The organism is Erwinia wuhanensis (genome assembly GCF_030484085.1).
In the GTDB taxonomy this organism is placed as follows: domain Bacteria; phylum Pseudomonadota; class Gammaproteobacteria; order Enterobacterales; family Enterobacteriaceae; genus Erwinia; species Erwinia aeris.
The window spans coordinates 262,947-283,106 of the sequence record NZ_JAUJUH010000007.1; the positions used below are offsets into that span (position 1 = coordinate 262,947).

At 54.0% G+C, this 20,160-nt stretch carries 18 protein-coding genes; 10 read left to right on the forward strand and 8 right to left on the reverse strand.

The window, feature by feature from the left end; translation table 11 throughout:
* Window positions 1-780 (reverse strand): transporter substrate-binding domain-containing protein, encoded by a 780-nt coding sequence (locus QZH36_RS17345; protein WP_253455340.1) that lies wholly within the window; start codon window positions 778-780, stop codon window positions 1-3.
* A 252-nt stretch (window positions 781-1,032) separates the two neighbouring features.
* Window positions 1,033-1,872 carry a MurR/RpiR family transcriptional regulator HpxU gene (gene hpxU / locus QZH36_RS17350; protein WP_253455341.1) on the reverse strand — a complete coding sequence of 280 codons (840 nt, stop codon included), beginning with the start codon at window positions 1,870-1,872 and terminating at the stop codon, window positions 1,033-1,035.
* Between the two features lie 182 nt (window positions 1,873-2,054).
* Between hpxU and QZH36_RS17355 the strand changes: the two genes are divergently transcribed.
* The 9 genes from QZH36_RS17355 to QZH36_RS17395 all read left to right on the forward strand — a co-directional run bounded on the left by QZH36_RS17355 (window position 2,055) and on the right by QZH36_RS17395 (window position 11,643).
* A complete protein-coding gene (locus tag QZH36_RS17355) occupies window positions 2,055-3,641 on the forward strand; it encodes a gamma-glutamyltransferase family protein (protein WP_301730742.1) in 1,587 nt (528 codons plus the stop codon).
* 12 nt (window positions 3,642-3,653) lie between these two features.
* Entirely contained in the window at window positions 3,654-3,839 is a 186-nt protein-coding gene (hpxX, locus tag QZH36_RS17360; protein ID WP_301730743.1) for an oxalurate catabolism protein HpxX, read from the forward strand.
* Entirely contained in the window at window positions 3,836-5,236 is a 1,401-nt protein-coding gene (locus QZH36_RS17365) for an AtzE family amidohydrolase (RefSeq protein ID WP_301730745.1), read from the forward strand. The genes hpxX and QZH36_RS17365 overlap by 4 nt, the downstream gene beginning before the upstream one ends.
* The gene (hpxZ, locus tag QZH36_RS17370; RefSeq protein ID WP_301730746.1) at window positions 5,233-5,622 is read left to right on the forward strand and encodes an oxalurate catabolism protein HpxZ; all 390 of its coding nucleotides are present in this window, start codon (window positions 5,233-5,235) and stop codon (window positions 5,620-5,622) included. Before QZH36_RS17365 ends, hpxZ begins: the two co-directional genes overlap by 4 nt.
* A gap of 891 nt (window positions 5,623-6,513) precedes the next feature.
* On the forward strand, window positions 6,514-7,521 hold the full coding sequence (locus tag QZH36_RS17375) for an amino acid--tRNA ligase-related protein (protein WP_301253362.1): 1,008 nt from the start codon (window positions 6,514-6,516) through the stop codon (window positions 7,519-7,521).
* 19 nt (window positions 7,522-7,540) lie between these two features.
* A complete protein-coding gene (locus tag QZH36_RS17380) occupies window positions 7,541-8,503 on the forward strand; it encodes a TauD/TfdA family dioxygenase (RefSeq protein WP_301253363.1) in 963 nt (320 codons plus the stop codon).
* The gene (locus QZH36_RS17385) at window positions 8,500-9,738 is read left to right on the forward strand and encodes an ATP-grasp domain-containing protein (protein WP_301730747.1); all 1,239 of its coding nucleotides are present in this window, start codon (window positions 8,500-8,502) and stop codon (window positions 9,736-9,738) included. Before QZH36_RS17380 ends, QZH36_RS17385 begins: the two co-directional genes overlap by 4 nt.
* A complete protein-coding gene (locus QZH36_RS17390) occupies window positions 9,716-10,936 on the forward strand; it encodes a multidrug effflux MFS transporter (protein WP_301253365.1) in 1,221 nt (406 codons plus the stop codon). Before QZH36_RS17385 ends, QZH36_RS17390 begins: the two co-directional genes overlap by 23 nt.
* Window positions 10,936-11,643 (forward strand): aspartate/glutamate racemase family protein, encoded by a 708-nt coding sequence (locus tag QZH36_RS17395; protein WP_301730748.1) that lies wholly within the window; start codon window positions 10,936-10,938, stop codon window positions 11,641-11,643. Before QZH36_RS17390 ends, QZH36_RS17395 begins: the two co-directional genes overlap by 1 nt.
* A gap of 63 nt (window positions 11,644-11,706) precedes the next feature.
* Here QZH36_RS17395 and puuE read toward each other — a convergent pair whose 3' ends face one another.
* The 3 genes from puuE to QZH36_RS17410 are packed head-to-tail and all read right to left on the reverse strand — an operon-like array spanning window position 11,707 to window position 14,152.
* Window positions 11,707-12,666, reverse strand: a complete 960-nt coding sequence (gene puuE, locus QZH36_RS17400; RefSeq protein WP_253455347.1) for an allantoinase PuuE — start codon at window positions 12,664-12,666, stop codon at window positions 11,707-11,709.
* Between the two features lie 30 nt (window positions 12,667-12,696).
* On the reverse strand, window positions 12,697-13,437 hold the full coding sequence (hpxA, locus tag QZH36_RS17405) for an allantoin racemase (protein ID WP_253455348.1): 741 nt from the start codon (window positions 13,435-13,437) through the stop codon (window positions 12,697-12,699).
* Complete coding sequence (locus QZH36_RS17410; RefSeq protein ID WP_253455349.1) at window positions 13,427-14,152, reverse strand: GntR family transcriptional regulator; 726 nt, start codon at window positions 14,150-14,152, stop codon at window positions 13,427-13,429. Before QZH36_RS17410 ends, hpxA begins: the two co-directional genes overlap by 11 nt.
* Before the next feature lie 145 nt (window positions 14,153-14,297).
* On the opposite strand from QZH36_RS17410, the gene QZH36_RS17415 reads away from it, so the two are divergent.
* Window positions 14,298-15,797: an NCS1 family nucleobase:cation symporter-1 gene (locus QZH36_RS17415; RefSeq protein ID WP_301730749.1), complete on the forward strand. Its 1,500-nt coding sequence runs from the start codon at window positions 14,298-14,300 to the stop codon at window positions 15,795-15,797.
* A gap of 51 nt (window positions 15,798-15,848) precedes the next feature.
* Here the strand turns inward: QZH36_RS17415 and QZH36_RS17420 are convergent, their stop codons facing one another.
* The 3 genes from QZH36_RS17420 to QZH36_RS17430 all read right to left on the reverse strand — a co-directional run bounded on the left by QZH36_RS17420 (window position 15,849) and on the right by QZH36_RS17430 (window position 20,093).
* Window positions 15,849-16,565 (reverse strand): YuaM family protein, encoded by a 717-nt coding sequence (locus QZH36_RS17420; protein WP_301730750.1) that lies wholly within the window; start codon window positions 16,563-16,565, stop codon window positions 15,849-15,851.
* Between the two features lie 191 nt (window positions 16,566-16,756).
* Window positions 16,757-19,189, reverse strand: coding sequence for a formate C-acetyltransferase/glycerol dehydratase family glycyl radical enzyme (locus QZH36_RS17425; RefSeq protein WP_301730751.1), 2,433 nt, complete (start codon window positions 19,187-19,189; stop codon window positions 16,757-16,759).
* A gap of 4 nt (window positions 19,190-19,193) precedes the next feature.
* Window positions 19,194-20,093 (reverse strand): glycyl-radical enzyme activating protein, encoded by a 900-nt coding sequence (locus tag QZH36_RS17430; protein ID WP_253455352.1) that lies wholly within the window; start codon window positions 20,091-20,093, stop codon window positions 19,194-19,196.
* Window positions 20,094-20,160 lie beyond the last annotated feature (67 nt).

Consider the following 20,160-nt stretch of genomic DNA (forward strand, 5'->3'; position numbering starts at 1 on the left):
TTACGCGCTGAAGTCGGCCGGCAACGGCGCTTTCAGCCACTGCTGCGACAGCCCGTTCAGCGTTTTATCTTTGATCGCCTGTTCGATAAGGCCATCCACCTTCGCCTTCAGCGCCGGTTCGCCTTTGCGCATCCCGATAAAACAGGGCGAATCTTTCAGCATAAACTTAGCCACCGGCGCTTTGTCTGCGTTCTGGCGCGCAATCGCCGCCACCACCAGGTTGCCGGTCGCCACATACTGTACCTGGCCCGACAGGTAGGCCGACAGCGTGGTGTTGTTATCCTCATAGCGTTTCAGCTGCGCGTCTTTGGGCGCAATATCGCTTAATGCCATATCCTCCACCGCGCCGCGAGTTACGCCAATCGACTTGCCGCTCAGCCCGGCTGCCGCTTTCAGTTCGGCCTCTTTCGGCCCGAAAACGCCCAGGAAGAAAGGCGCATAGGCGCGGCTGAAGGCGATAACTTTTTCCCGCTCGGGATTTTTACCCAGGCTGGAGATCACCAGATCCACTTTATCCGTCTGTAAATAAGGGACACGGTTGGCGCTGGTGACCGGCACCAGCTGTAACTTAAGTTTCATCTGGCTGGCCAGGTAGCGCGCCATATCGATATCGTAACCCTGCGGCTGTAGCTCGGTGCCGACCGAGCCAAACGGCGGAAAGTCCTGCGGCACGGCGACGCGAAGCACGCCGCGTTTCTCTATATCCTGCAACTGATCCGCTTGTGCGGCCTGGGTGAACAGCAATACTGCGCCCGCGATCGCCAGTAACGTTTTTTTCATTTTCTCTTCCCCGGTTAAGCCAATATGAAACGAAAGATTCCTGAAATAATCATTTGCAACTAATGTGCCAGCCACGGAAAAAGGGATCGCCAGCCGTGGAACAGCACGCAAACAAAGGAAAAAGCGGTTTCAAACCAGCCAGAAAGCAGGAGATAAGGCAGAAAAAGAAGCATGTCAGCAAGTTCAGAAAATGGTTTCCCGATGCCTGCGGCGCTGCCCTGAAATAAAGCAAAGCACCAAAATGGTGCCCTGTCAGCGTTGTTCCAGCTCGTCCAGCTGGCCGTACAGATTAGCGATATGATGGATGCGCTGACGACCTTTACTTAACAGCTCATGCAGCAGCGCATTGGTCAGCAGGTTGATGAGGCTGTTGGCGCAGGCATAGCTGTCGAAAGCGGACACGCTGTCCAGCGGCGCGCAAAGCTGCCATGTCGCCAGCGCCAGGATCGCCTGCGCCTGCGGCTCACAAATCACCAGCGTGGGCACGCCAGCCTGCTGAAGCTGTTGCAGCAGGGGCTTAATGATGCGCGGACGACGGCGAAAGGCAATCACCACCACTACATCGTCCGGCGTCATATCCGGCAGCTCTTCCGCCAGCGTCTGCCCCGGCTGCGGCACGACGGAGACCTCGCCGCGCGCCTGCAACAGCTGCTGCCGAAGGTGCAGCGCCACCGGCCAGGAGTTGCGCATACCGACAATAAAGATGCGCCTGCTGGCGGCCAGTCTTTGCACCACCTCGCCGAACTGCGCGGCGTCCAGCTGGCTTACCCACTGCGTCAGGTTTGCCATCTCTTGCTTGTAGTGGCGCGCCAGCAGCGTGTTGCCCTGCACCGCGTCGCGATTGTCGGTCAGCGGCATGCCGCTTTGGCGCAGCGTACGCAACTCGTCGCGCATATCGCGATATTTCTCATAGCCAAGACGTTTGAATAAGCGGCTGACGGTCGCTTTAGAAACGCCGCTGAGCCGCGCCAGCTCTGCGCTGTTATAGCTAATCAAATCGTCAAAATGATCGAAGATGAAATCCGCCGCGCGCTGCTCCTGCGGAGAAAGCTGGGGATAGTGATTTCTCAGGCGCTCATCAAGCTGCTTCATGATATGAACCTTGTAACTTTTGTTTCAGAGAAGATAACGTATACAAATAACGTGCCGGGCAGAAAAGTTCACCTTCATCTTGCAAGCCGGACGCGTTTTTTCACTGCCCTGCCGTTCCGGCTGCAACAAACTGGAACAGCTCTTGCTTCCCTTTCTGCTCCGTCCCTGAAAATGAGAACGTGATGATACAAAGTAATCTCGCTCCGCTTGGCATGGCCGTAACGCCTCATCATCTCGCCAGTGAAAGCGCGCTGGCCATTCTGCGCGAAGGCGGCAACGCTATTGAGGCGATGGTCGCGGCGGCGGCCACGATCGCTGTGGTTTATCCCCATATGAACGGGCTGGGCGGCGACGGCTTCTGGCTGATTATGCCGCCGCAGGGCGATCCTGTCGCCATCGACGCCAGCGGCGCGGCCGGATCGCTGGCCGATTTCGCTTTTTATGACGGCGCGGCGGCTATCCCCCATCGCGGGCCAAAATCGGCGCTGACGGTAGCCGGAACGGTCAGCGGCTGGTCAGAAGCGCTGACGATAGCCAACGAGCTTAGCGGTGCCGTGATGCCCGTTTCACGCCTGCTGGCCGATGCGATCCGCTATGCGGCGGACGGCATTCCCGTCACCCAATCGCAGTCGACCGCAACCGCCGGCAAATATCACGAGCTGGCGGCGCAGCCGGGCTTCGCGGCCGCTTTCCTGCCGGATGGCGAGGTGCCGCGCGCCGGCAGCCGCTTTACTCAACCGGCGCTGGCAAACACACTGGGCATCCTGACGGAACAGGGGCTGGACAGCTTTTATCGCGGCTCGCTGGCTAATCGCCTGGCGGCAGAAATGTCGGCGCTTGGCATGCCGATTACGCTGGAAGATCTTAATAAGCATCGGGCGAAGCGCCGTAAGCCATTAAGCATCCGCCACGAGTACGGCGAGGTCTTTAATATGACGCCGCCGACCCAGGGCCTGGTGTCGCTGGCGATTTTGGGCATCACCAATCATCTGAATATGGCGGAAGCAGACGAGGTGCAGACCGTGCACCGCATCGTGGAGGCGACCAAGCTGGCTTTCGGCCTGCGCGACCGCTATATCACCGATCCGCTGCATATGCGCGAAGAGATGCAGGCGCTGCTTGATTCCGACCAGCTCGAAACGCTGGCGGGGCAAATCAGCGACAGCCGCGCAGCCGGCTGGGGAACCGGCAAAGGGCCGGGCGATACCGTGTGGATGGGCGTGATGGACAGCAGCGGCCTTGCCGTCTCTTTTATTCAGAGCATCTATCACGAATTCGGCAGCGGCGTGGTGCTGGCCGGCACCGGCATCACCTGGCAAAACCGCGGCGCGGCGTTCAGCCTGGATCCCGAACACCTGCTGGCTTTAGCGCCGGGCAAACAGCCTTTTCATACGCTTAATCCCGCCGCCGCTCGGCTGAACGATGGCCGCACCATGGTCTACGGCTCGATGGGCGGCGACGGCCAGCCGCAGACTCAGGCCGCCATTTTTACCCGTCACGTGGTGCAGGGAATGCCGCTACAGCAGTGCGTCAGCGCGCCGCGCTGGCTGCTCGGCCGCACCTGGGGCCAGGCTTCCGATTCGCTGAAGCTGGAGGGCCGTTTTTCCGCCACCACCTTTACCCGCCTGCGCGAGCTGGGGCATGAAGTCGAAGCGCTGGAGGATTTCAGCGAGGCGGTCGGCCACGCAGGCGCGATTGTCCGCCATACCAACGGCATGCTGGAAGGCGCCAGCGATCCCCGCAGCAACGGCAGCGCGGCCGGTTTTTAACAGGAGAACATTATGAACACCGAAATTGACTGGACGGCTTATCTGGCCCACATGGAGCAGGTGCTGGGCGTACCGATGGACGATCGTCGTCGCGCCGAGCTGCTGGTGCAGTTTTCACGTATTGCCGAGATGGCCGGGCCGCTGATGGCGTTCCCGCTGGATGAACGTCAGGAAATCGCAGGAGTATATAAAGCATGACGCTCAGCTCCCTTTCCATTGCCGAACTAAAAAGCGCGCTGCTTAAAGGCGAGCTGAGCGCCAGAGAAATCGCGCAGCAAACGCTGGACGGGATCGAGCGGCTGGATCCGACGATCAATGCCTGGACGAGCGTAACGCGGGATCGCATGTTGAGCGAGGCCGATCGCCTCGATCGTCAGCGCAAAGAGGATCGTCCGTTACCCGCGCTGGCGGCCATTCCCTGCGCGGTAAAAAATCTTTTTGACGTTGCAGGCCATACCACGCTGGCGGGTGCCAGCCTGCTCAGCGATCGCCCGGCGGCCAAAAAAGACAGCTGGGCAGTGAGCAAGCTCAGCGAGGCGGGCGCGCTGCTGTCCGGCATGGTGAATATGGACGCCTATGCCTACGGTTTTACCACGGAAAACAGCCATTACGGCGCCACGCGTAACCCTCACGATAGCCAACGTATCGCCGGGGGATCCTCTGGCGGCTCGGCGGCGGCCGTCGCCGCTGGCCTGGTGCATTTTTCACTGGGCTCGGATACCAACGGCTCGATCCGCGTACCGGCTTCGCTGTGCGGCATTTTTGGCCTGAAGCCGACGTTTGGCCGCCTGTCGCGCAGCGGCAGCCAGCCCTTTGTCGCCAGCCTCGATCATATCGGGCCTTTCGCCCGCAGCACCGAAGATCTGGCGTTGGTTTATGATGCGTTACAGGGCCGCGATCCGCAGGATAGCTTTCAGGCGGAAAAAGCGATCCAGCCTGTTCATCGCCTGTTGGAGCAAGGCGCACAGGGCCTGCGGTGCGCCGTGCTGGGCGGCTATTTTCAAACCTGGTGTGATGACGATGCCCGCGCAGCCGTCGCGCAGGCCGCAAAAGCGCTTGATGCGCAGGAAGAGGTGCTGATGCCGGAGGCCGTGCTGGCCCGTACCGCCGCGTTTATCCTGACCGCTGCCGAAGGCGGTAACGCCTGGCTGCCCGCGTTGCGCGCGCAGCCGGAGCGTTTTGAGCCGCTGTCGCGCGAGCGCCTGCTGGCCGGTGCGATGACGCCTTCCGCCTGGTACGTGCAGGCGCAGCGCTTCCGCCACTACTTTCGTGAGCGGGTGCTGCCCCTGTTCGGGCAGTTTGACGTGCTGATTGCGCCCGCCACGCCCACCAGCGCCACGCTGATTGGACAGGAAACGATGCATATCAACGGCAGCGATTTGCCCATCCGCGCCAGCATGGGCATGTTGACGCAGCCCATCTCCTTTCTGGGGCTGCCCGTGACGACCGTGCCGCTGCAAACGCCGGGCGGCATGCCGATCGGCCTACAGCTTATCGCCGCGCCGTTTAAAGAAGAAGCCTGCCTGCGCGTGGCATGGACGCTGGAGAAAATGGGCATCGCTAAAGCACCTGTAGCAGGAGGATTGACAGCATGACGGATAAAATTAATCGCCCTTCGGTGCTGGCAGAGGTTACCGACGCTTTTTATCGCTACGAGCAGGCGCTGACCGGCAACGATATCGACGTGCTCGACGAGCTGTTCTGGCATGACGAGCGCACCGTGCGGCTGGGCGCAGGAGAAAATTTATACGGGATTGAGGCGATCCGCGCTTTCCGCGCCGCGCGTCCTGCACAGGGCCTGGCTCGTCAGCTGCGTAATACGGTAATCACCACGTTTGGCGATGATTACGCGGTATGCAGCACGGAGTTTACCCGTGAGGGAACGGATAAGATTGGTCGTCAGCAGCAGACATGGGTGAAGCTGCCGCAAGGCTGGCGGATTGTCGCCGCGCAGGTCAGCCTGATAACGTGCGGCGAATAATGCCGTTTCACCAGGAGTGAATCCGCAGACCCGGCAGAAGTCCGATCGGCTATTTTTTAGCCTGAAAATGCTTTTACCAGGGCCAGGCTCTTTTCTGTCACCTGTTTGCGGGAGAGAGCCAGGCCTTAAGGTCGTTTAATCCGTAACCGGATAGCGCATTAAAAAATGGACCGCATCAGTTTATTTAAGCGCTTAAGCATCAACCAGTCTCTATTGGTTTACCGTCGTCCTTAAAAACCCTGTTTAATTTCTGTGCGCAGAATAAAGCAGCGTGACCAAGCCCCAAAAAAAGCAGGACCGATAAAATATAGGGCATAAATTACGATAAACATATTATTAGCTACGATGCATATTTGCAGTACCCTCTGTACGTCATGAGCAAGGTTATTTTTTGTTCAATACTTGATGGCGCACCTCCGTGCATTGATTGAAAATTACACACAACCTTTCCTTATTTTCCCTTCCTGTCAGCACCACATTTTATAAAAAAAAGATCGTTTTAGCTTACCAACAGCATATGTCAGCTGTTTAAAATAGATGCAAAGTATAAATAGATATTACCAGATAGACTCTACCAACCAAGATTAAAGATAAAAAAGACTGAAGTATAGTTATGTTAATAAGTGTTAATAAAGAACTAACAATGAAACAAATAACAATTAAAACAACAAGTTATAGATAACCTCAAAACCATTGATATTAACAATGATCCAATTTAGATTATGTGACTGCAAATTAAACATAAAGCAGTACGAATGCATTAACCGGCTACGACTAATGCTTAATGGGGATAACAATCCCAGCATACGGCCAATGCAACCAATTTATATACAGGCTGAAATGTATAAAAAATCTACAGCCTGTAAAACAAATCGTATAGGGAGAATCATCATGTCTAAGCCGAACCTTTCCTACCAGGAAACCTATGCCTGGAGCGGACGCGTTTTAAATGGCCTGAGAAAATCAGCGGCAGAAAACAACTTTACCGAAATCCTGCCCAGCATTGTTTCTTCCAGCTTTGAACCCGGAGCCAGACATTCAATTGCAGTGCTGGGCGATAAAGATCTGCCAGAAATCGTTGCCGATCGGCCTGGAAACGTACAGGTAAAAGGGAAAGAAAAATATTACCTTCCTGTAAGCCACGTCGTTGAAAAACAAATGTCATTAGAATTTTTGGATAAAGTGTACTGTGTTGCGCCTTGCCTCAGATTAGTGATGGAAGGTGAAGAAAACTCAGGGAAGCACCTTTATAACTTTTTCCAGTTTGAAATCGAGTGGCGTACCAGCAGTATGAGTGACGTATTCAAACAGGGTGAAACAATACTGACCTCAATGGCAAAATCGATTTTGGAAGACCCTACGCTGCAGCATTCAGAAACGGGTTTACGCAATATCAAGGCATTAGCAAAATCAGGTTACCCCACTATTACTTTTGCGGAAGGTCACCGGTTGATTGGCAATTCTCCCGATCTCAAAAGAGATTTCACCGCAGAAGAAGATGAAAAATTAACGCAGCTTTTTGATATTCCATTCTGGATTTATGACTATCCGGAAGGTGTCCGCGACTCTATTTACCATCAAAATGAAAAAGGAAGCTATGACACTTACGATCTTATGCTGCCTTTCGGTTATGGTGAATTAACAACGGGTGGTATCCGGCCTAAAACCGCACAGGATATTCATCAGCAATCACAAAAACTCGGTAAGTCATACAGTAATGAATACGCGGCATGGAAAGATAAGTCGCAAATTCAGACCGCAGGTTTTGGTATCGGACTGGAACGTATTATCAGGTTTATGAGCGGTTGCGAATCCATTCTCGATATCGTGCAGTATCACGATTTAGGGCCGAACCGCACTATTAACGAAACTTTCTTTAAAGAAAAAGAATCGGTTTAACCATTTTCCCGAGGGCTATATGATTACGGAAAAGCTCAAGAGAGATGAGTCCTTATATGCTGTCCCAACCAGGGATAGCGCGGCGATCGCAATGCCAACAGCATGTCGGGAACGATTCAGGCAAGAGTATGCTGATAAAAATCTGACAACCAACGATGCTATTATTACGCTTCACAGAGAAATTAAAAGCATCATCGATCCGAAAGATGAAATATCGAGTCAAATACGTGAGTGCGTAGCCCGTCAGGGCTACGCTATAGTCTCGGGGTTTCCAACAGACGACAGCAAACCAGACACGCCGCTGAAAAAAGTAGTAGATATTCCAACCGGGAATTCGATTACAGAAAAAACGCTGGTATATTTATCCTCCTTGTTGGGTATGCCTCACGCTTACGAACAGGAAAACAGCGGTCGTTATATACACAATCTTTATCCTGTAAAAGGTGACGAAACGGTCGCTTCAGGTACAGGTTCGGAAGTGGATCTTGAATTTCATACGGAAATAGCTTTCGACGATAATAAACCAGATTATCTGCTGTTAACGGCAGTCAGAAGCCGCACTGAGCAAAACGTTCCCACGACGTTAGTCAACGTGCCGGAGGTGCTCGCACAATTATCTGAAGAAGAGATAAATCTGCTTCAGCAGAAAATATACTTTGTAAGAGCGCCTTATTCTTTTTCAGGTGGCGATGATATTTATTACCGTAGATCCTTAGCCGATTTCAGCAAAGGCGGAAGTTTCTGCTTCAATTTTAATCGCGGCGTGGTTCATTGCGGCACGCCGGAAGCCAAATCGCTGTTTGAGAAACTAAGAGCCCTGTTTAATGAATATGCTTTTGAAGCTCTGCTTTCACCCGGTTCCGCATTAATTATTGATAATAACCAAATGCTACACGGCCGTTCGCTGTTTAAACCGGTATTTGATGGTAAAGATCGCTGGCTACAAAGACTTTACGTAAAGAAAATTCAGGAAGCCGTATGAAAAAACATATCATGGTTGTAGAAGCGTCTTTTCTGGGCGTTTCCTATATCGCTCGTGCGATCAGAAATCTGGGCTATGAGCCAATTTTCCTGACTAATTACTGGAACCAGGAAGGCGATGCCTTGATCCAGCTGGCGCAGGAAAGGGCTATTTTCTGCGAAACCACAGAGATCGAAGATATTAAACGCGTGGTGAACGCGTTCGGCAGAGAGAAAATTGCGGGCCTGACCACGCTTCTGGACAGCCGCCTGGCCATTATCGCCACGGCAAACAAAGAGCTTGGTCTTCCTGGGGTTTCAGCCAGCGTGCTTAATCTGAAGGATAAAGCCTGGGTTAATGAAATTATTCCTGAATATATTCCCGCCTCCCTGGGCATCGAGTGGCAGGTCACGCCTGAAAAAACCATCGAAGACTTTATTGCTGCTTCAGGAGCAGCAAAATACATTGCTAAACCCGGCCTGACGGCGGGCGCAATAGGCACCTTTACCTTCCAAAGCTTTGATGAATTCAAGGAAAAAATCTCTCTCGCTATTGAGAAGATCCCGGATTACCTCAATCCTAATCAATATATTATTCAGGAATTTTTTGACGGTGAACTGGTCAGTATAGAGGGTTATGCCTGTCAGAATAAGGTCGATTTTATCGGCGCTACAAAGCGTTTTAAGTATGGAAATACAGAAGTACAGCATAAATTCCCCTACCAGAACGACATGGGTAATACGGCTTACAACAAATGTAAAAACGTTGTCAGTACGCTAATCGACCGCGCCGATTTTAACTATGGCTTTTTCCATATTGAGTTTATGGTCAACGGCGATGAAGTCAGGCTTATCGATGCCAATATGGGCAGGCCCGGCGGCACGAATGTGATGGAGCTGATTGCATTTGCCTATGATGTCAGTCCGGTAAAAATCTTTGAGCATGCTATCAGCGTTGCTGTCTTGCAAAAGCCTGTTATTGAGAACAGCTTTTTTGACAGCCCGGTTCGCGAGGACGTTACGGGGATCCTTTATGGCCTGGCGGAAAGCGCAAGACTGTTGCGATTTGATCTTCCTGACCCCGCTTCTTCGCATCATCTGGCTGTCAATATGGGCACGGTCATTCCCGCGTTAGGGGAAAGCAACTGGTCAGCTATAGGGACGCTGACAGGAAAATCTGAAGATGTTTTTGATGATTTAGCAAAAATAAAGATGATTACTGACAAAGGTGAATATGGTGCCGTCATTACCAAATAAGCAGTCGGGCAGCCTTTCAGTTGGAATAATTATCGTTTTACTGGTCGCTATGGGCCAGTTTAACAACACGCTATTTATTCCTTCCTTACCCCATATGCGTTCTCCACTGGGCACTACCGATGCCCTTTTACAACTTTCAGTGACGTTAACGCTGGTGTCTTTTGGTCTGTCGCAGCTTTTTTATGGCCCGCTCTCGGACTATTATGGCCGCCGCCCTGTTGCCCTGATCGGCTTATCGATTTTTTTTCTTGGTAATCTTGCCTGTTTTCTGGCCACGTCCGGCCCTGCTTTCCTGGCCGGCAAGATCGTGACTGGTCTGGGAGTAGGCTGTGTCGGCCCGGTCGCTCGCGCCATCGCTCGGGATATGTCACACGGTAAAAAATTACTGAAACTTATGGGCATATTGGTCATGTTTATGTCCGTAACGCCCGCGATTTCACCTATGGCAGGTGGAGCCATTCAGGGTTTTTTAGGCTGGCGGATTAATTTCGCCACGCTGTGTGTGATGGCCTTCTGCTTTATTGTTTACCTCTACTTTTCGCTTCCTGAAACCAACGAAAATGTCGGAGACGAAGCAAACAAGTTTACGCTGGTCCGACTGGGGAAAAACTACCGTGATATTTTTAGCCACGGTGAGTTTATGAGAATGGCATTGTTTAATATGTTGGGTTATGCCGCAGAGCTGGTTTTCCTGCTTTCTGCTTCTTATATCCTTCAGGATAACTTCCATCTTTCTCCACAGGAGTTTGGTTTGGTTCCGCTGGCTATTGTGCCCTGTGTAATGGCCGGAAACTTTATCGTCTCGAAACTCTCTGCCCGTTTTGAGGTGACGACGATTTGCACTGTCGGCGTGTTACTCATCCTTACCGGCTCTGCATCCATGCTGATCCTCAGTAAGATGTTACCCAACGCTATTATTTCCTTCATTATTCCTATGACCATCGTCGCGCTTGGCGAAGGCATCGTGACGCCCAGCTCGACGGCCAGATGCATGGATCTGTATGGCAAGAAAGCAGGTTATGCGGGCGCAGCCGTAGGCGCTATTGCGATGACGGGCGCAGGATGCGTGATTGCCCTTTCTACGCTGAATCCTCTTCGCAGCGCGCTTGATATCTCTGTTGAGCTGTTAATAATTTCTTTTTTACTGCTGGCGCTATGTATGATGAATTTTGTCCGTTATCAAAGGGAGAGAGCGTAATGCCTTACAGTATTGGGGTGCTGGCCGGTATGGGGCCGCGCTCCACCGCGCCTTTTATCGATATGTTGGTGGATGAGTGCCAAAAGCAATACGGGGCCAGGTTCGATATCGACTATCCCAAGATGCATATTATTTCCTTGCCGACGCCTTTTTTCCCTGACCGGGCGGTTGAAGATGCCGCAATGTCAGCGGCACTGCGCGATGGCATTAGCGATCTGGTAAAAGTCGGGGTCAATTTGATCGTGGTGCCCTGCAATGTAGCCCATTGCTACTTTGCTGAAATGCAGGAGGCCAGCGCTGGCATTCCTGTCCTGCATATTGCCGACTGCGCGCTTGAACGCCTTGCCGCAGCGGAGAACATCGCCGTGATTGCTACTGAGGCTACGCTTGATGCGGGTTTTTATCAGCAGCGTCTGCATCTGACAGGAAAGCGCTGTGTCTCTTCTGAGCCATTACGTGCGAGCACAACGCGTTTGATAGCGCTGATTAAACAAAACGGATTTACCGATCCTGAAGTGATAACGCAGTGGCGGGCGCTGATTTCTCTGGCGCAGGAAGCTGGCGCCCAGGCGCTGCTTATTGCCTGTACGGACATCAGTCCCTTACTTAAAAGCCATCCTCAGCAGTTGCTGCCGATTGTTGATACGGCAGCAAGCCTGGCTGAAGCTGCTATTCGTGGTTTTGCCAGCTCCAGGTCGATCCGCTAGCTAATTTTTCCTCTGCTGGCGATCCTGTCAGGATGGCACATCATGCCTTCCTGACAGGTTTACTTACGCCTCCGGCGCCGGGTGCGTCTTTATCCAGTGGTCGGCAATCTGCTGGCGCGTGCAGATCCAGACCTTATCATGCTGCTGTACATGATCCAGAAAGCGCTGTAATGCGCGGAAGCGGCCAGGCCTGCCCAGCAAACGGCAGTGCATGCCGATGGAAAGCATTTTCGGCGCGGTTTCACCCTCTTCATACAGCACGTCAAAGCTGTCTTTCAGATAGGTGTAAAACTGCTCCGCCGTGTTAAAGCCCTGCGGCGTGGCGAAACGCATGTCGTTGGTTTCCAGCGTATAAGGTACGATCAGGTGCGGCTTGACCGTCCCGTCCTGACAGGTCACCTTTGTCCAGAAAGGCAGATCGTCGCCGTAATAGTCGCTGTCGTAGGTAAAGCCGCCCTGCTCCACCACCAGCCTGCGCGTATTCGGGCTGTCGCGTCCCGTATACCAGCCGGTTGGCGCTTTGCCGAAAAGATCGGTCAGCGTATCCACCGCCTGTTGCATATGCTGCCGCTCGGTTTTTGCATCCATTCCCTGATAGTGGATCCAGCGCCAGCCGTGGCTGACCACGTCGTAATCGGCGTTTTTAATCGCCTCGACGATTTCCGGATGACGTGCCAGCGCCATCGCCACGCCAAAAACGCTTAGCGGCAGGCCGCGCTTCTGGAACTCGTTGTGGATGCGCCAGAAACCGGCGCGCGAGCCGTATTCATACAGCGATTCCATCGACATATGGCGCTCGGGATAGCTGGCCGCACCGATAATATCCGATAAAAACTGCTCGGAGCCGGTATCGCCATGCAGCACGCTGTTTTCCGCGCCCTCTTCATAGTTCAGAACAAACTGCACGGCGATACGTGCATTATCCGGCCAGGCCGCATGGGGCGGCTTTCCGGCGTAGCCGATCAGATCGCGGGGATAGTTTTTATTGAAGCTGTACTCTTTCTTTTCATCAGCATCGGTCATGATCGTAGTCCTGTTCCAGAGCAAGATAACTTAGTTTAGGCGCTTAAACTGACCCGACAGGTTTTTTCGCAGCGGATAGTCCAGATCGCCATGCTTACTGGTCGACAGCCCCAGCGCCACCAGCGATTCCACCATTTTTACCGCCGCGCCCACGCCGTCAATAACCGGCATATTCAGCTCCTGCGTCAGTTCCCGCGCCAGCCGGGCCATGCCGCCGCAGCCCAGTACAATGGCGCCGCTGCCGTCCTCTTTTTTTGCGCGGATGCAGCGCTCACGCACTTTTTCCTGCGCCAGCCCTGTGCCATCCTCCAGCGCCAGTACCGGCAGATCGATAGCATGCAGCGCGGCGCAATGCGGTTCAAAACCATACTGCTGTAAAAGATGACGCGCGATAATAACGGTGCGCGGCAGCGTGGTGACGATGGAAAAGCGCGTGGCAACCATCGTAGCCATATGCATAGCGGCTTCCGCAATGCCGATAACCGGCCCCGAAGCCAGTTCGCGCGCCGCCAGCAGCCCCGGATCGCCAAAGCAGGCGATAACGTGCCCGCAGACGCCCTGCTCGCGTCCGGCTTTTATTTGCTCCAGCACGCCGATAGCGGCGACGGCCTCGTCAAAATGCCCTTCGATTGAGGGAACCCCTTCCGAGGGACAAACCGCCAGGATTTCCGTCGTCGGCGATGCTACGGCGCGCGCCGCTTCGCCAATGGTTTCGGTCATCGCCAGGCTGGTATTGGGATTGATAACCTGAATAAGCTGTTTAACGGTCATTCGCGCCTCCAAAACCGGTGAACAGGCTGGCAAAATCCGGCAGCGTTTCGCCGCCGCGCTCGAAATGCAGGCTCGCTACTATATGCGCAAAATGTTGCCGCATTGCTTCAGTAAGCGGCACCAGCGCTTTTTGTCTGAGCAGGCCGATCAGCCTGTCGTGGTCGTCACAGCGGCAGCCCTGCTGCCACGGCGCGCCCCAGGCCGCAATCACCAGCGACGAACGCTGGGTCAGTCGGGTCACCATCTCGGTCAGCACCTGGTTACCGGAGATCGCCTGAAGCTGAATATGGAACGCGGCGGAAAGCCGGATCGCCGCCGGGCCGTCACGCTCGTCATGCGCCTGCTGTTCCTGCTGGATTAGGTTTTCCAGCGCGACCAGATGGGTAGACTGACAGTGCGCCAGCACGGTGGGAAGATTGGCGCATTCGATAAGTTCACGCGTACGGAAGATGTCCTGCGCTTCTTCTGTCGAAGGCGTGGCAACTTGTGCACCACGCTTGGGCGTTAACACCACCATCTGCACCGCAGCGAGGCGAGTCAGCACTTTACGGATGCCGGTTCGGCTAACGCCGAAGACGTCGGCAAGCGCTTCTTCCGGCAGTTTGCTGCCCGGCGGCAGCTGACGCTCCACCATCGCCTTCATCAGCGCCTGAAAGATAGCTTCGTCTTTGTCATTCAGGTCGGTAGCCCTTTTCAGGCCGCTTTCACTTTTCATTTCCTGGTCCGCTCAGGTTTATCTTGCCTAAAATCGTACACACGATTGGCTTATTTTGTATACATGAATTCAACTTCTGGCCTGGATCCTGCAATACCTCTCTCAACCGTTTGCTATTTCGTTGAATTGTTGAGGAGCAGGTTTCATGCCAAAGAGTCTACATGTTACTCCGGCGTCCGCAGAGGAAGCGCACGCCAGCTACAGCCCGCGGCTGTGCAACGAGGATCTGGCCCCGACGCGCGAGCAGAACTGGAGCTGGTACAACATCTTTTCTTTCTGGATGTCGGACGTGCACAGCATGGGCGGTTATGTGGTGGCGGCCAGCTTTTTTACGCTGGGTCTGGCGAGCTGGCAGGTGCTGATTTGTCTGCTGGCGGGCATTTGCATCGTGCAGCTGTGCGCTAATCTGATCGCTAAGCCCAGCCAGATGACCGGCGTGCCTTATGCGGTCGTTTGCCGCCAGGCCTTTGGCGTATTCGGCGCCAATATTCCGGCGGTGATCCGGGGTCTGATCGCGTTCGCCTGGTACGGTATCCAGACCTGGCTGGCCGCTAACGCGCTGATGCTGGTAACGCTGAAGTTTTGGCCTTCACTGGCGCCGATGACGCAGGTTTCCTGGCTGGGCCTGTCGCAGCTTGGCTGGCTCTGCTTTGGTTTTATGTGGCTTGCTCAGGCGCTGGTGTTCTGGCACGGCATGAAGGCGATTAAGCGTTTTATCGATGTGGCCGGCCCGGCGGTCTATGTGGTGATGGTGCTGCTGGCGGTCTGGATTGTATACAGAACGGGTTTTGAAAGTATTTCCTTTACGCTCTCCACGAAACAGCTCAGCGGCAGCCAGCAGCTCTGGCAGATGGTGACCGCGACGGCGCTGGTCGTCTCTTATTTCTCCGGGCCGCTGCTTAATTTTGGCGACTTCGCGCGCTATGGCAAAAGCATGAAGGCGATCCGCCGCGGCAATCGCTGGGGGCTGCCGTTTAACTTTTTGCTTTTTTCCGTGGTGACGGTGGTGATTGTTTCCGGTACGCAGTCGCTGTTCGGCCATATGATTACCGACCCCATTGAAACGGTCAGTCGCGTGGGCAGCGATTTGGCGGTGGCCGTTGGCCTGCTGACGATGATCACCGCGACGATCGGCATCAACATCGTCGCCAACTTCGTTTCGCCCGCGTTCGATTTTTCTAACTGCTCGCCGCAGAAGATTAGCTTCCGCACCGGCGGCATGATTGCTGCCGTAGGATCGGTGCTGCTGACGCCGTGGAACCTGTTTCAGTCGCCCGAGCTTATCCACTATACGCTGGACGTGCTGGGCGCCTTTATCGGCCCGCTGTTTGGCATCCTGTTGTGCGATTTTTACCTGGTCAAACGCGGACAGATTTCAACGGACGATCTTTTTAACGCTACGCCGCAGGGAAAATACTGGTATCGCGGCGGATTCAATCCTAAGGCGATTGCCGCGCTGCTGCCCTCGGTACTGATTGGGCTGGCGATTAGCTTTTCGCCTTCGCTGCACGAGGTGGCTAACTTCAGCTGGTTTATCGGCGTTGCTTTGGCGGCAGGCTGCTATCGCTGGATGGCACGCGAAGAGTGCGTAAGCGCTGTGCCGCGTTACGCGAGCCGCGTAGCGGTGGAGAAAAGACGCGCTTAAATGATAAGGGCAGAAAGCCTGCTACCGGCAGGCTTCCGCTTAAAAAAACGTTCAGCTCTGCGCGCCTGCCTCTGATTTGATAGCTTCAATTTTTAGCGCTGCTTCAATTAATTCAAGCTTGTATACGTAGTAACCTGCCATTTTTTTAAGCATCAAAGCCCCTAAAGAAACCCCTAATAGTAAAGCCAACACCTGAATAACAATGCCCTCTACCGAATAGAATCCTTTACTAAACATGGCCAGTAAATTGTTGGGCCCGCCCAGTCCTTTGATGGCGCCATAAGCCAGCCCAATTAGCGCCATTAAAGCTGTTTTATCGCCAAAAACATTGCTGACTCTGACGAGTAAACGGTTTATTTTCAGCTGTACCCAGTGTTTGGCATAGTCTAATTCTAACTTTGAATAATAGCTTAGCTTTTTGGCATTAGCTTCATCGTGGTCGATTTCAAGAAGTAGCTCAGTTATAGCCTCTTTTTTCCACCCAAATATTTTTATTAATCCGTAGAGCGAAGGTATAAACATGGCTACGAGCGCACTTAAAGTACAAAGTAAATATAGCGCTGTCGCCAGCCAGATGACTTTAAGGCCTGGCGTATTATACTGGCACCAGAGTGCGAGCATTAACAATAATAGAAAGCAGATACCACTAAAGGCAAGCCCCCAGGCGCTGATAATATTTATGATTCGCTCACGCCGGGTAATGAATCTGAAGGGCTTATAGGGTTCACACCCCTCCAGCTCACGGATAATTTGGTTTAGCCTGTACATAAAAAAGCCCTCATAGCAGTATATAAATACAGGCTTTTATTTTCATTCAACGACCAAAAATATTCCACCTCTTTAATAAAAAAGACGACGCATATTTTCAGCTTAAATTATTTAAAAGCTTTCATTTTTATTGGATAAAAGAGTACAGGTCGGCTCACAATCAAGCCTGGCCTGTACTCTGCGATGCCCCGTCAAAGGCTATGTTCGGTGCGGGCAATAATATCGTCCTGCGCGTCGGGAGAAAGCGCGGTAAAGAAGGCGGAATATCCCGCTACGCGCACCACCAGATCGCGATAATTATCGGGCTGCGCCTTTGCGGCCAGCAGCGTTTCCCGCGAGACGATGTTGTACTGAATATGCCAGCCTTTATGCGCTTCAAAGAAAGTGCGCAGCAGCAGCATCAGCTTTTGCCTGTCGCCCGGATTATCCAGCGCGGCGGGATTCAGCTTCTGGTTCAGCAAAACGCCGCCCAGAATCGATCCGGTAGGCAGCTTGCTGACTGAACCCATCACCGCCGTCGGCCCCAGGCGATCGGTGCCTGACGCCGGACTGGCCCCTTCCGCCAGCGGCGTTCGCGCTTTACGCCCGTCCGGCGTCGCCATCGTCTGCGCGCCAAAAGGCACGTTGGCAGAGATAGACGAGGTGCCCGCATAGTAACCGCCACCGATCGGGCCGCGGCCATGGCGTGGATTAACGTAGCTTTTCAGCTCCTCAATATAGGTTTGATAAGCGCGCGTCAGCAGCTCATCGACATAATCATCGTCGTTGCCGTATTTTGGCGCGCCGTTAACTAGACGCTGGCGCAGCTGCTCGCCGCTCAGACCGTCAAAATCGGTGGCCAGCGCTTCGCTTAATGCCTGCTGCGCCACCACTTCTTGTTCAAACACCAGTTTTTTCACCGCCGCCAGGCTGTTGCCCAGATTGGCGATGCCCACCTGCAATCCCGATACCCAGTCATATTTTGCGCCGCCCTGCTTGATGCTTTTTGCCCGCTCAATACAGTCATCCACCAGCGCCGAACAGAGAATATCGTGCGCGTTCTCTTCCAGCACCGTATCCACCACGTACTCTATTTCTATCGATTTGCGGGTGTAATAGCGGATCTGCTCATCCCAGGCGCTCATAACCCGATCGAAACTGTCGAAATTGCCTGCGGAAAGCGCTTTGTCCTGCGGCAGAAACGTTTTGCCGCTGGTGGCGTCGCGTCCGCCTTCCAGCGACGCCAGCATCACGCGGGCGAAATTAATAAAGCTCATCCCGGTGCAGCGATAGCCCCACTTGCCGCCCACGGCCGTTTCGATACAGCCGATAGCCGCATACTGATAAGCGTCGGCCGCTGAGACGCCCAGCCGGATAAATTGCGGAATGACGATTTCATCGTTGTTAAAGGCCGGCATCCCAAAGCCGCAGCGGATAACCTCCACGCAGGCATTCAGGAAATCGTCGCTCATTCCGGCATGGTAGCGCACGCTCAGGTTTGGCTGCGTCGAACGCAAACGGCCGCAGGATTCCAGAATCGCGTAAGAGAGCGGGTTGACGGCATCCACCGCCTTGTCCACCAGCAGATTCTGTCCGCCGATAGTGACGTTTTGATAGAGCGGACTGCCGGCCGAAGCTTTGGAGTGGGAGCCGGATCGGATCTTATTGACCTCCAGCAGCTTCAGCCAGCAGCTTTGCAGCAGCTCGATCGCCTGCTCGCGATCCGTATGCTGTTCCAGCTCCACGTCGCGGCGATACCAGGGATAAAGGTATTGATCCATGCGGCCAAAAGAGACCGAATGACCGTTAGACTCAATTTGCAGGATCAGCTGAATAAAATAGCAAAGCTGGAGCGCCTGCCAGAAGGTCTGTGGCGGCCGATGGGCGATCACGTCACAATTTTCCGCGATGGTCAGCAGTTCCGCACGGCGCGCGACGCTCTTCTCTGCCTGCGCCATTTCGCGGGCCAGAGTGGCGTAGCGCTTGATATGCTCAGTTACGGCCTGAAGAACGATATCGATGGCTTTCAAAAACTGCTCGCCATGCAGATCGTTCAGATGCGTCAGATCGATGCGGCTGCGGCGTTCCGCCACTTTCTCACGCAGGCCATCCAGCCCTTTCTCCAGCAGCAGCGGAAAGTTGACGGCCAGATGGGCGTCGCCGGAGGTCATATTCCCTTCCGCTTTGATGATGCCGGTTGCCAGCAGCGCCTTCTGCTCCCCGGTAAACATGCCGTAGCAGCGATCCTGCACCGTCTGGCCGCGCCACCATGGGCAGATTTCATGCAGTACCCGCTTGTCCTCTTCAGAAACAGAAAAGCCCGCGCCGGGACGATCCGCCAGATCGTCGATCTCTTTTTCGATCCATGTCACGGTATATTCCGGGAAAATGGGCGCGGCGCGCACCTTGCTGGCCTGGTTGCCTACAATCAGCTCATCATGCTTAATCCAGATAGTCCGTTCCGCCAGATGGTGTGCCAGCGCCAGCGCGCGGCGAACCGGTACGGGTTTATCCTGATGCTGCTGATAGATTTCGCTATAGTGCCGCGCGCGCTCGGTACAAATCGGGGGCTTGCTGATAGCGATCAGGGCTTCTTTATGCGTTTTGATACGGCTGCTTAAAACATCAAGGTTGAGTCTGGTCATCATTTTATCCTCTTAGCGTGGTTATCAGGCCTTTTTGCCGCGCGTACGACTGCGCAAAGGCAAGGATTTCCGGATTATCGAGCGGCCTGGCTGGCGCAAGGTAAGGCTGATTAAGCAAGGCATATTTGCTTTTACCCAGCGTGTGATAGGGAAGGAAATGGATCTCTTTGGCCCGTAATCGATCGGCGGTGAAATCCACTATGCTGCGGATCGACTGCCGATCGGCATTAAAACCCGGAACGAGCGGTACACGGATGACGATCTCCTTGCCCGTTTCCGCCAGCTTGCACAAATTAGCCAGCACCCGCTTCGCCGAACCGTTCGTCCATGCCTGAAAACGCGCTTCGTCGGTGTGTTTAAGGTCGGCCAGGAACAGGTCGATCCAGGGCAGCGAAGGCTGGATATAACGCCACGGCACATGCAGGCAGGTTTCCACGGCCGTATGGATCCCTTCCTGATGGCTGAGCCGTAAGAGCGTTTCGGTGAGGTTTGGCGTCATAAAAGGCTCGCCGCCGGAAAGCGTCACGCCGCCCGCGCTGCGCTGATAAAAAGGCTTATCCCGCCTGACTACGGCCATAATTTCCGCTGCGCTTTTCTCTTCGCCGCAGATCGTCAGCGCCTGGGTGGGGCAACAGTTTTCCAACGCGGAGAAATGGTTGGGACGCATCTTCTCCCGGAAAATGACGAGTTGTTGTTGTTGACGAACGATGGCGTCCGGCACGGCCAGCTGGCATAACTCGCAGCCCGACAGGCAGGCTCTTTTATCAAACAGGATTTCCCGCTCGTGCGAGCAGCTTTCCGGATTCTGGCACCAGCGACATTTCAACGAACAGCCTTTTAAAAACACCACGGTGCGGATACCAGGCCCGTCGTGTGTGGAATAGCGCTGAATATTGAAAATCATGAACCGCCTCCGTCATATTACGTACGAAGATTTAAGTACTTTCAAATGAAAGTAACTTTGATCCCGG

Coding starts and splice junctions, on each gene's coding strand:
- QZH36_RS17345 (WP_253455340.1), bottom strand. CDS start 780: ATGAAAAAAACGTTACTGGCGATCGCGGGCGCAGTATTGCTGTTCACC.
- hpxU (WP_253455341.1), bottom strand. CDS start 1,872: ATGAAGCAGCTTGATGAGCGCCTGAGAAATCACTATCCCCAGCTTTCT.
- QZH36_RS17355 (WP_301730742.1), top strand. CDS start 2,055: ATGATACAAAGTAATCTCGCTCCGCTTGGCATGGCCGTAACGCCTCAT.
- hpxX (WP_301730743.1), top strand. CDS start 3,654: ATGAACACCGAAATTGACTGGACGGCTTATCTGGCCCACATGGAGCAG.
- QZH36_RS17365 (WP_301730745.1), top strand. CDS start 3,836: ATGACGCTCAGCTCCCTTTCCATTGCCGAACTAAAAAGCGCGCTGCTT.
- hpxZ (WP_301730746.1), top strand. CDS start 5,233: ATGACGGATAAAATTAATCGCCCTTCGGTGCTGGCAGAGGTTACCGAC.
- QZH36_RS17375 (WP_301253362.1), top strand. CDS start 6,514: ATGTCTAAGCCGAACCTTTCCTACCAGGAAACCTATGCCTGGAGCGGA.
- QZH36_RS17380 (WP_301253363.1), top strand. CDS start 7,541: ATGATTACGGAAAAGCTCAAGAGAGATGAGTCCTTATATGCTGTCCCA.
- QZH36_RS17385 (WP_301730747.1), top strand. CDS start 8,500: ATGAAAAAACATATCATGGTTGTAGAAGCGTCTTTTCTGGGCGTTTCC.
- QZH36_RS17390 (WP_301253365.1), top strand. CDS start 9,716: ATGGTGCCGTCATTACCAAATAAGCAGTCGGGCAGCCTTTCAGTTGGA.
- QZH36_RS17395 (WP_301730748.1), top strand. CDS start 10,936: ATGCCTTACAGTATTGGGGTGCTGGCCGGTATGGGGCCGCGCTCCACC.
- puuE (WP_253455347.1), bottom strand. CDS start 12,666: ATGACCGATGCTGATGAAAAGAAAGAGTACAGCTTCAATAAAAACTAT.
- hpxA (WP_253455348.1), bottom strand. CDS start 13,437: ATGACCGTTAAACAGCTTATTCAGGTTATCAATCCCAATACCAGCCTG.
- QZH36_RS17410 (WP_253455349.1), bottom strand. CDS start 14,152: ATGAAAAGTGAAAGCGGCCTGAAAAGGGCTACCGACCTGAATGACAAA.
- QZH36_RS17415 (WP_301730749.1), top strand. CDS start 14,298: ATGCCAAAGAGTCTACATGTTACTCCGGCGTCCGCAGAGGAAGCGCAC.
- QZH36_RS17420 (WP_301730750.1), bottom strand. CDS start 16,565: ATGTACAGGCTAAACCAAATTATCCGTGAGCTGGAGGGGTGTGAACCC.
- QZH36_RS17425 (WP_301730751.1), bottom strand. CDS start 19,189: ATGACCAGACTCAACCTTGATGTTTTAAGCAGCCGTATCAAAACGCAT.
- QZH36_RS17430 (WP_253455352.1), bottom strand. CDS start 20,093: ATGATTTTCAATATTCAGCGCTATTCCACACACGACGGGCCTGGTATC.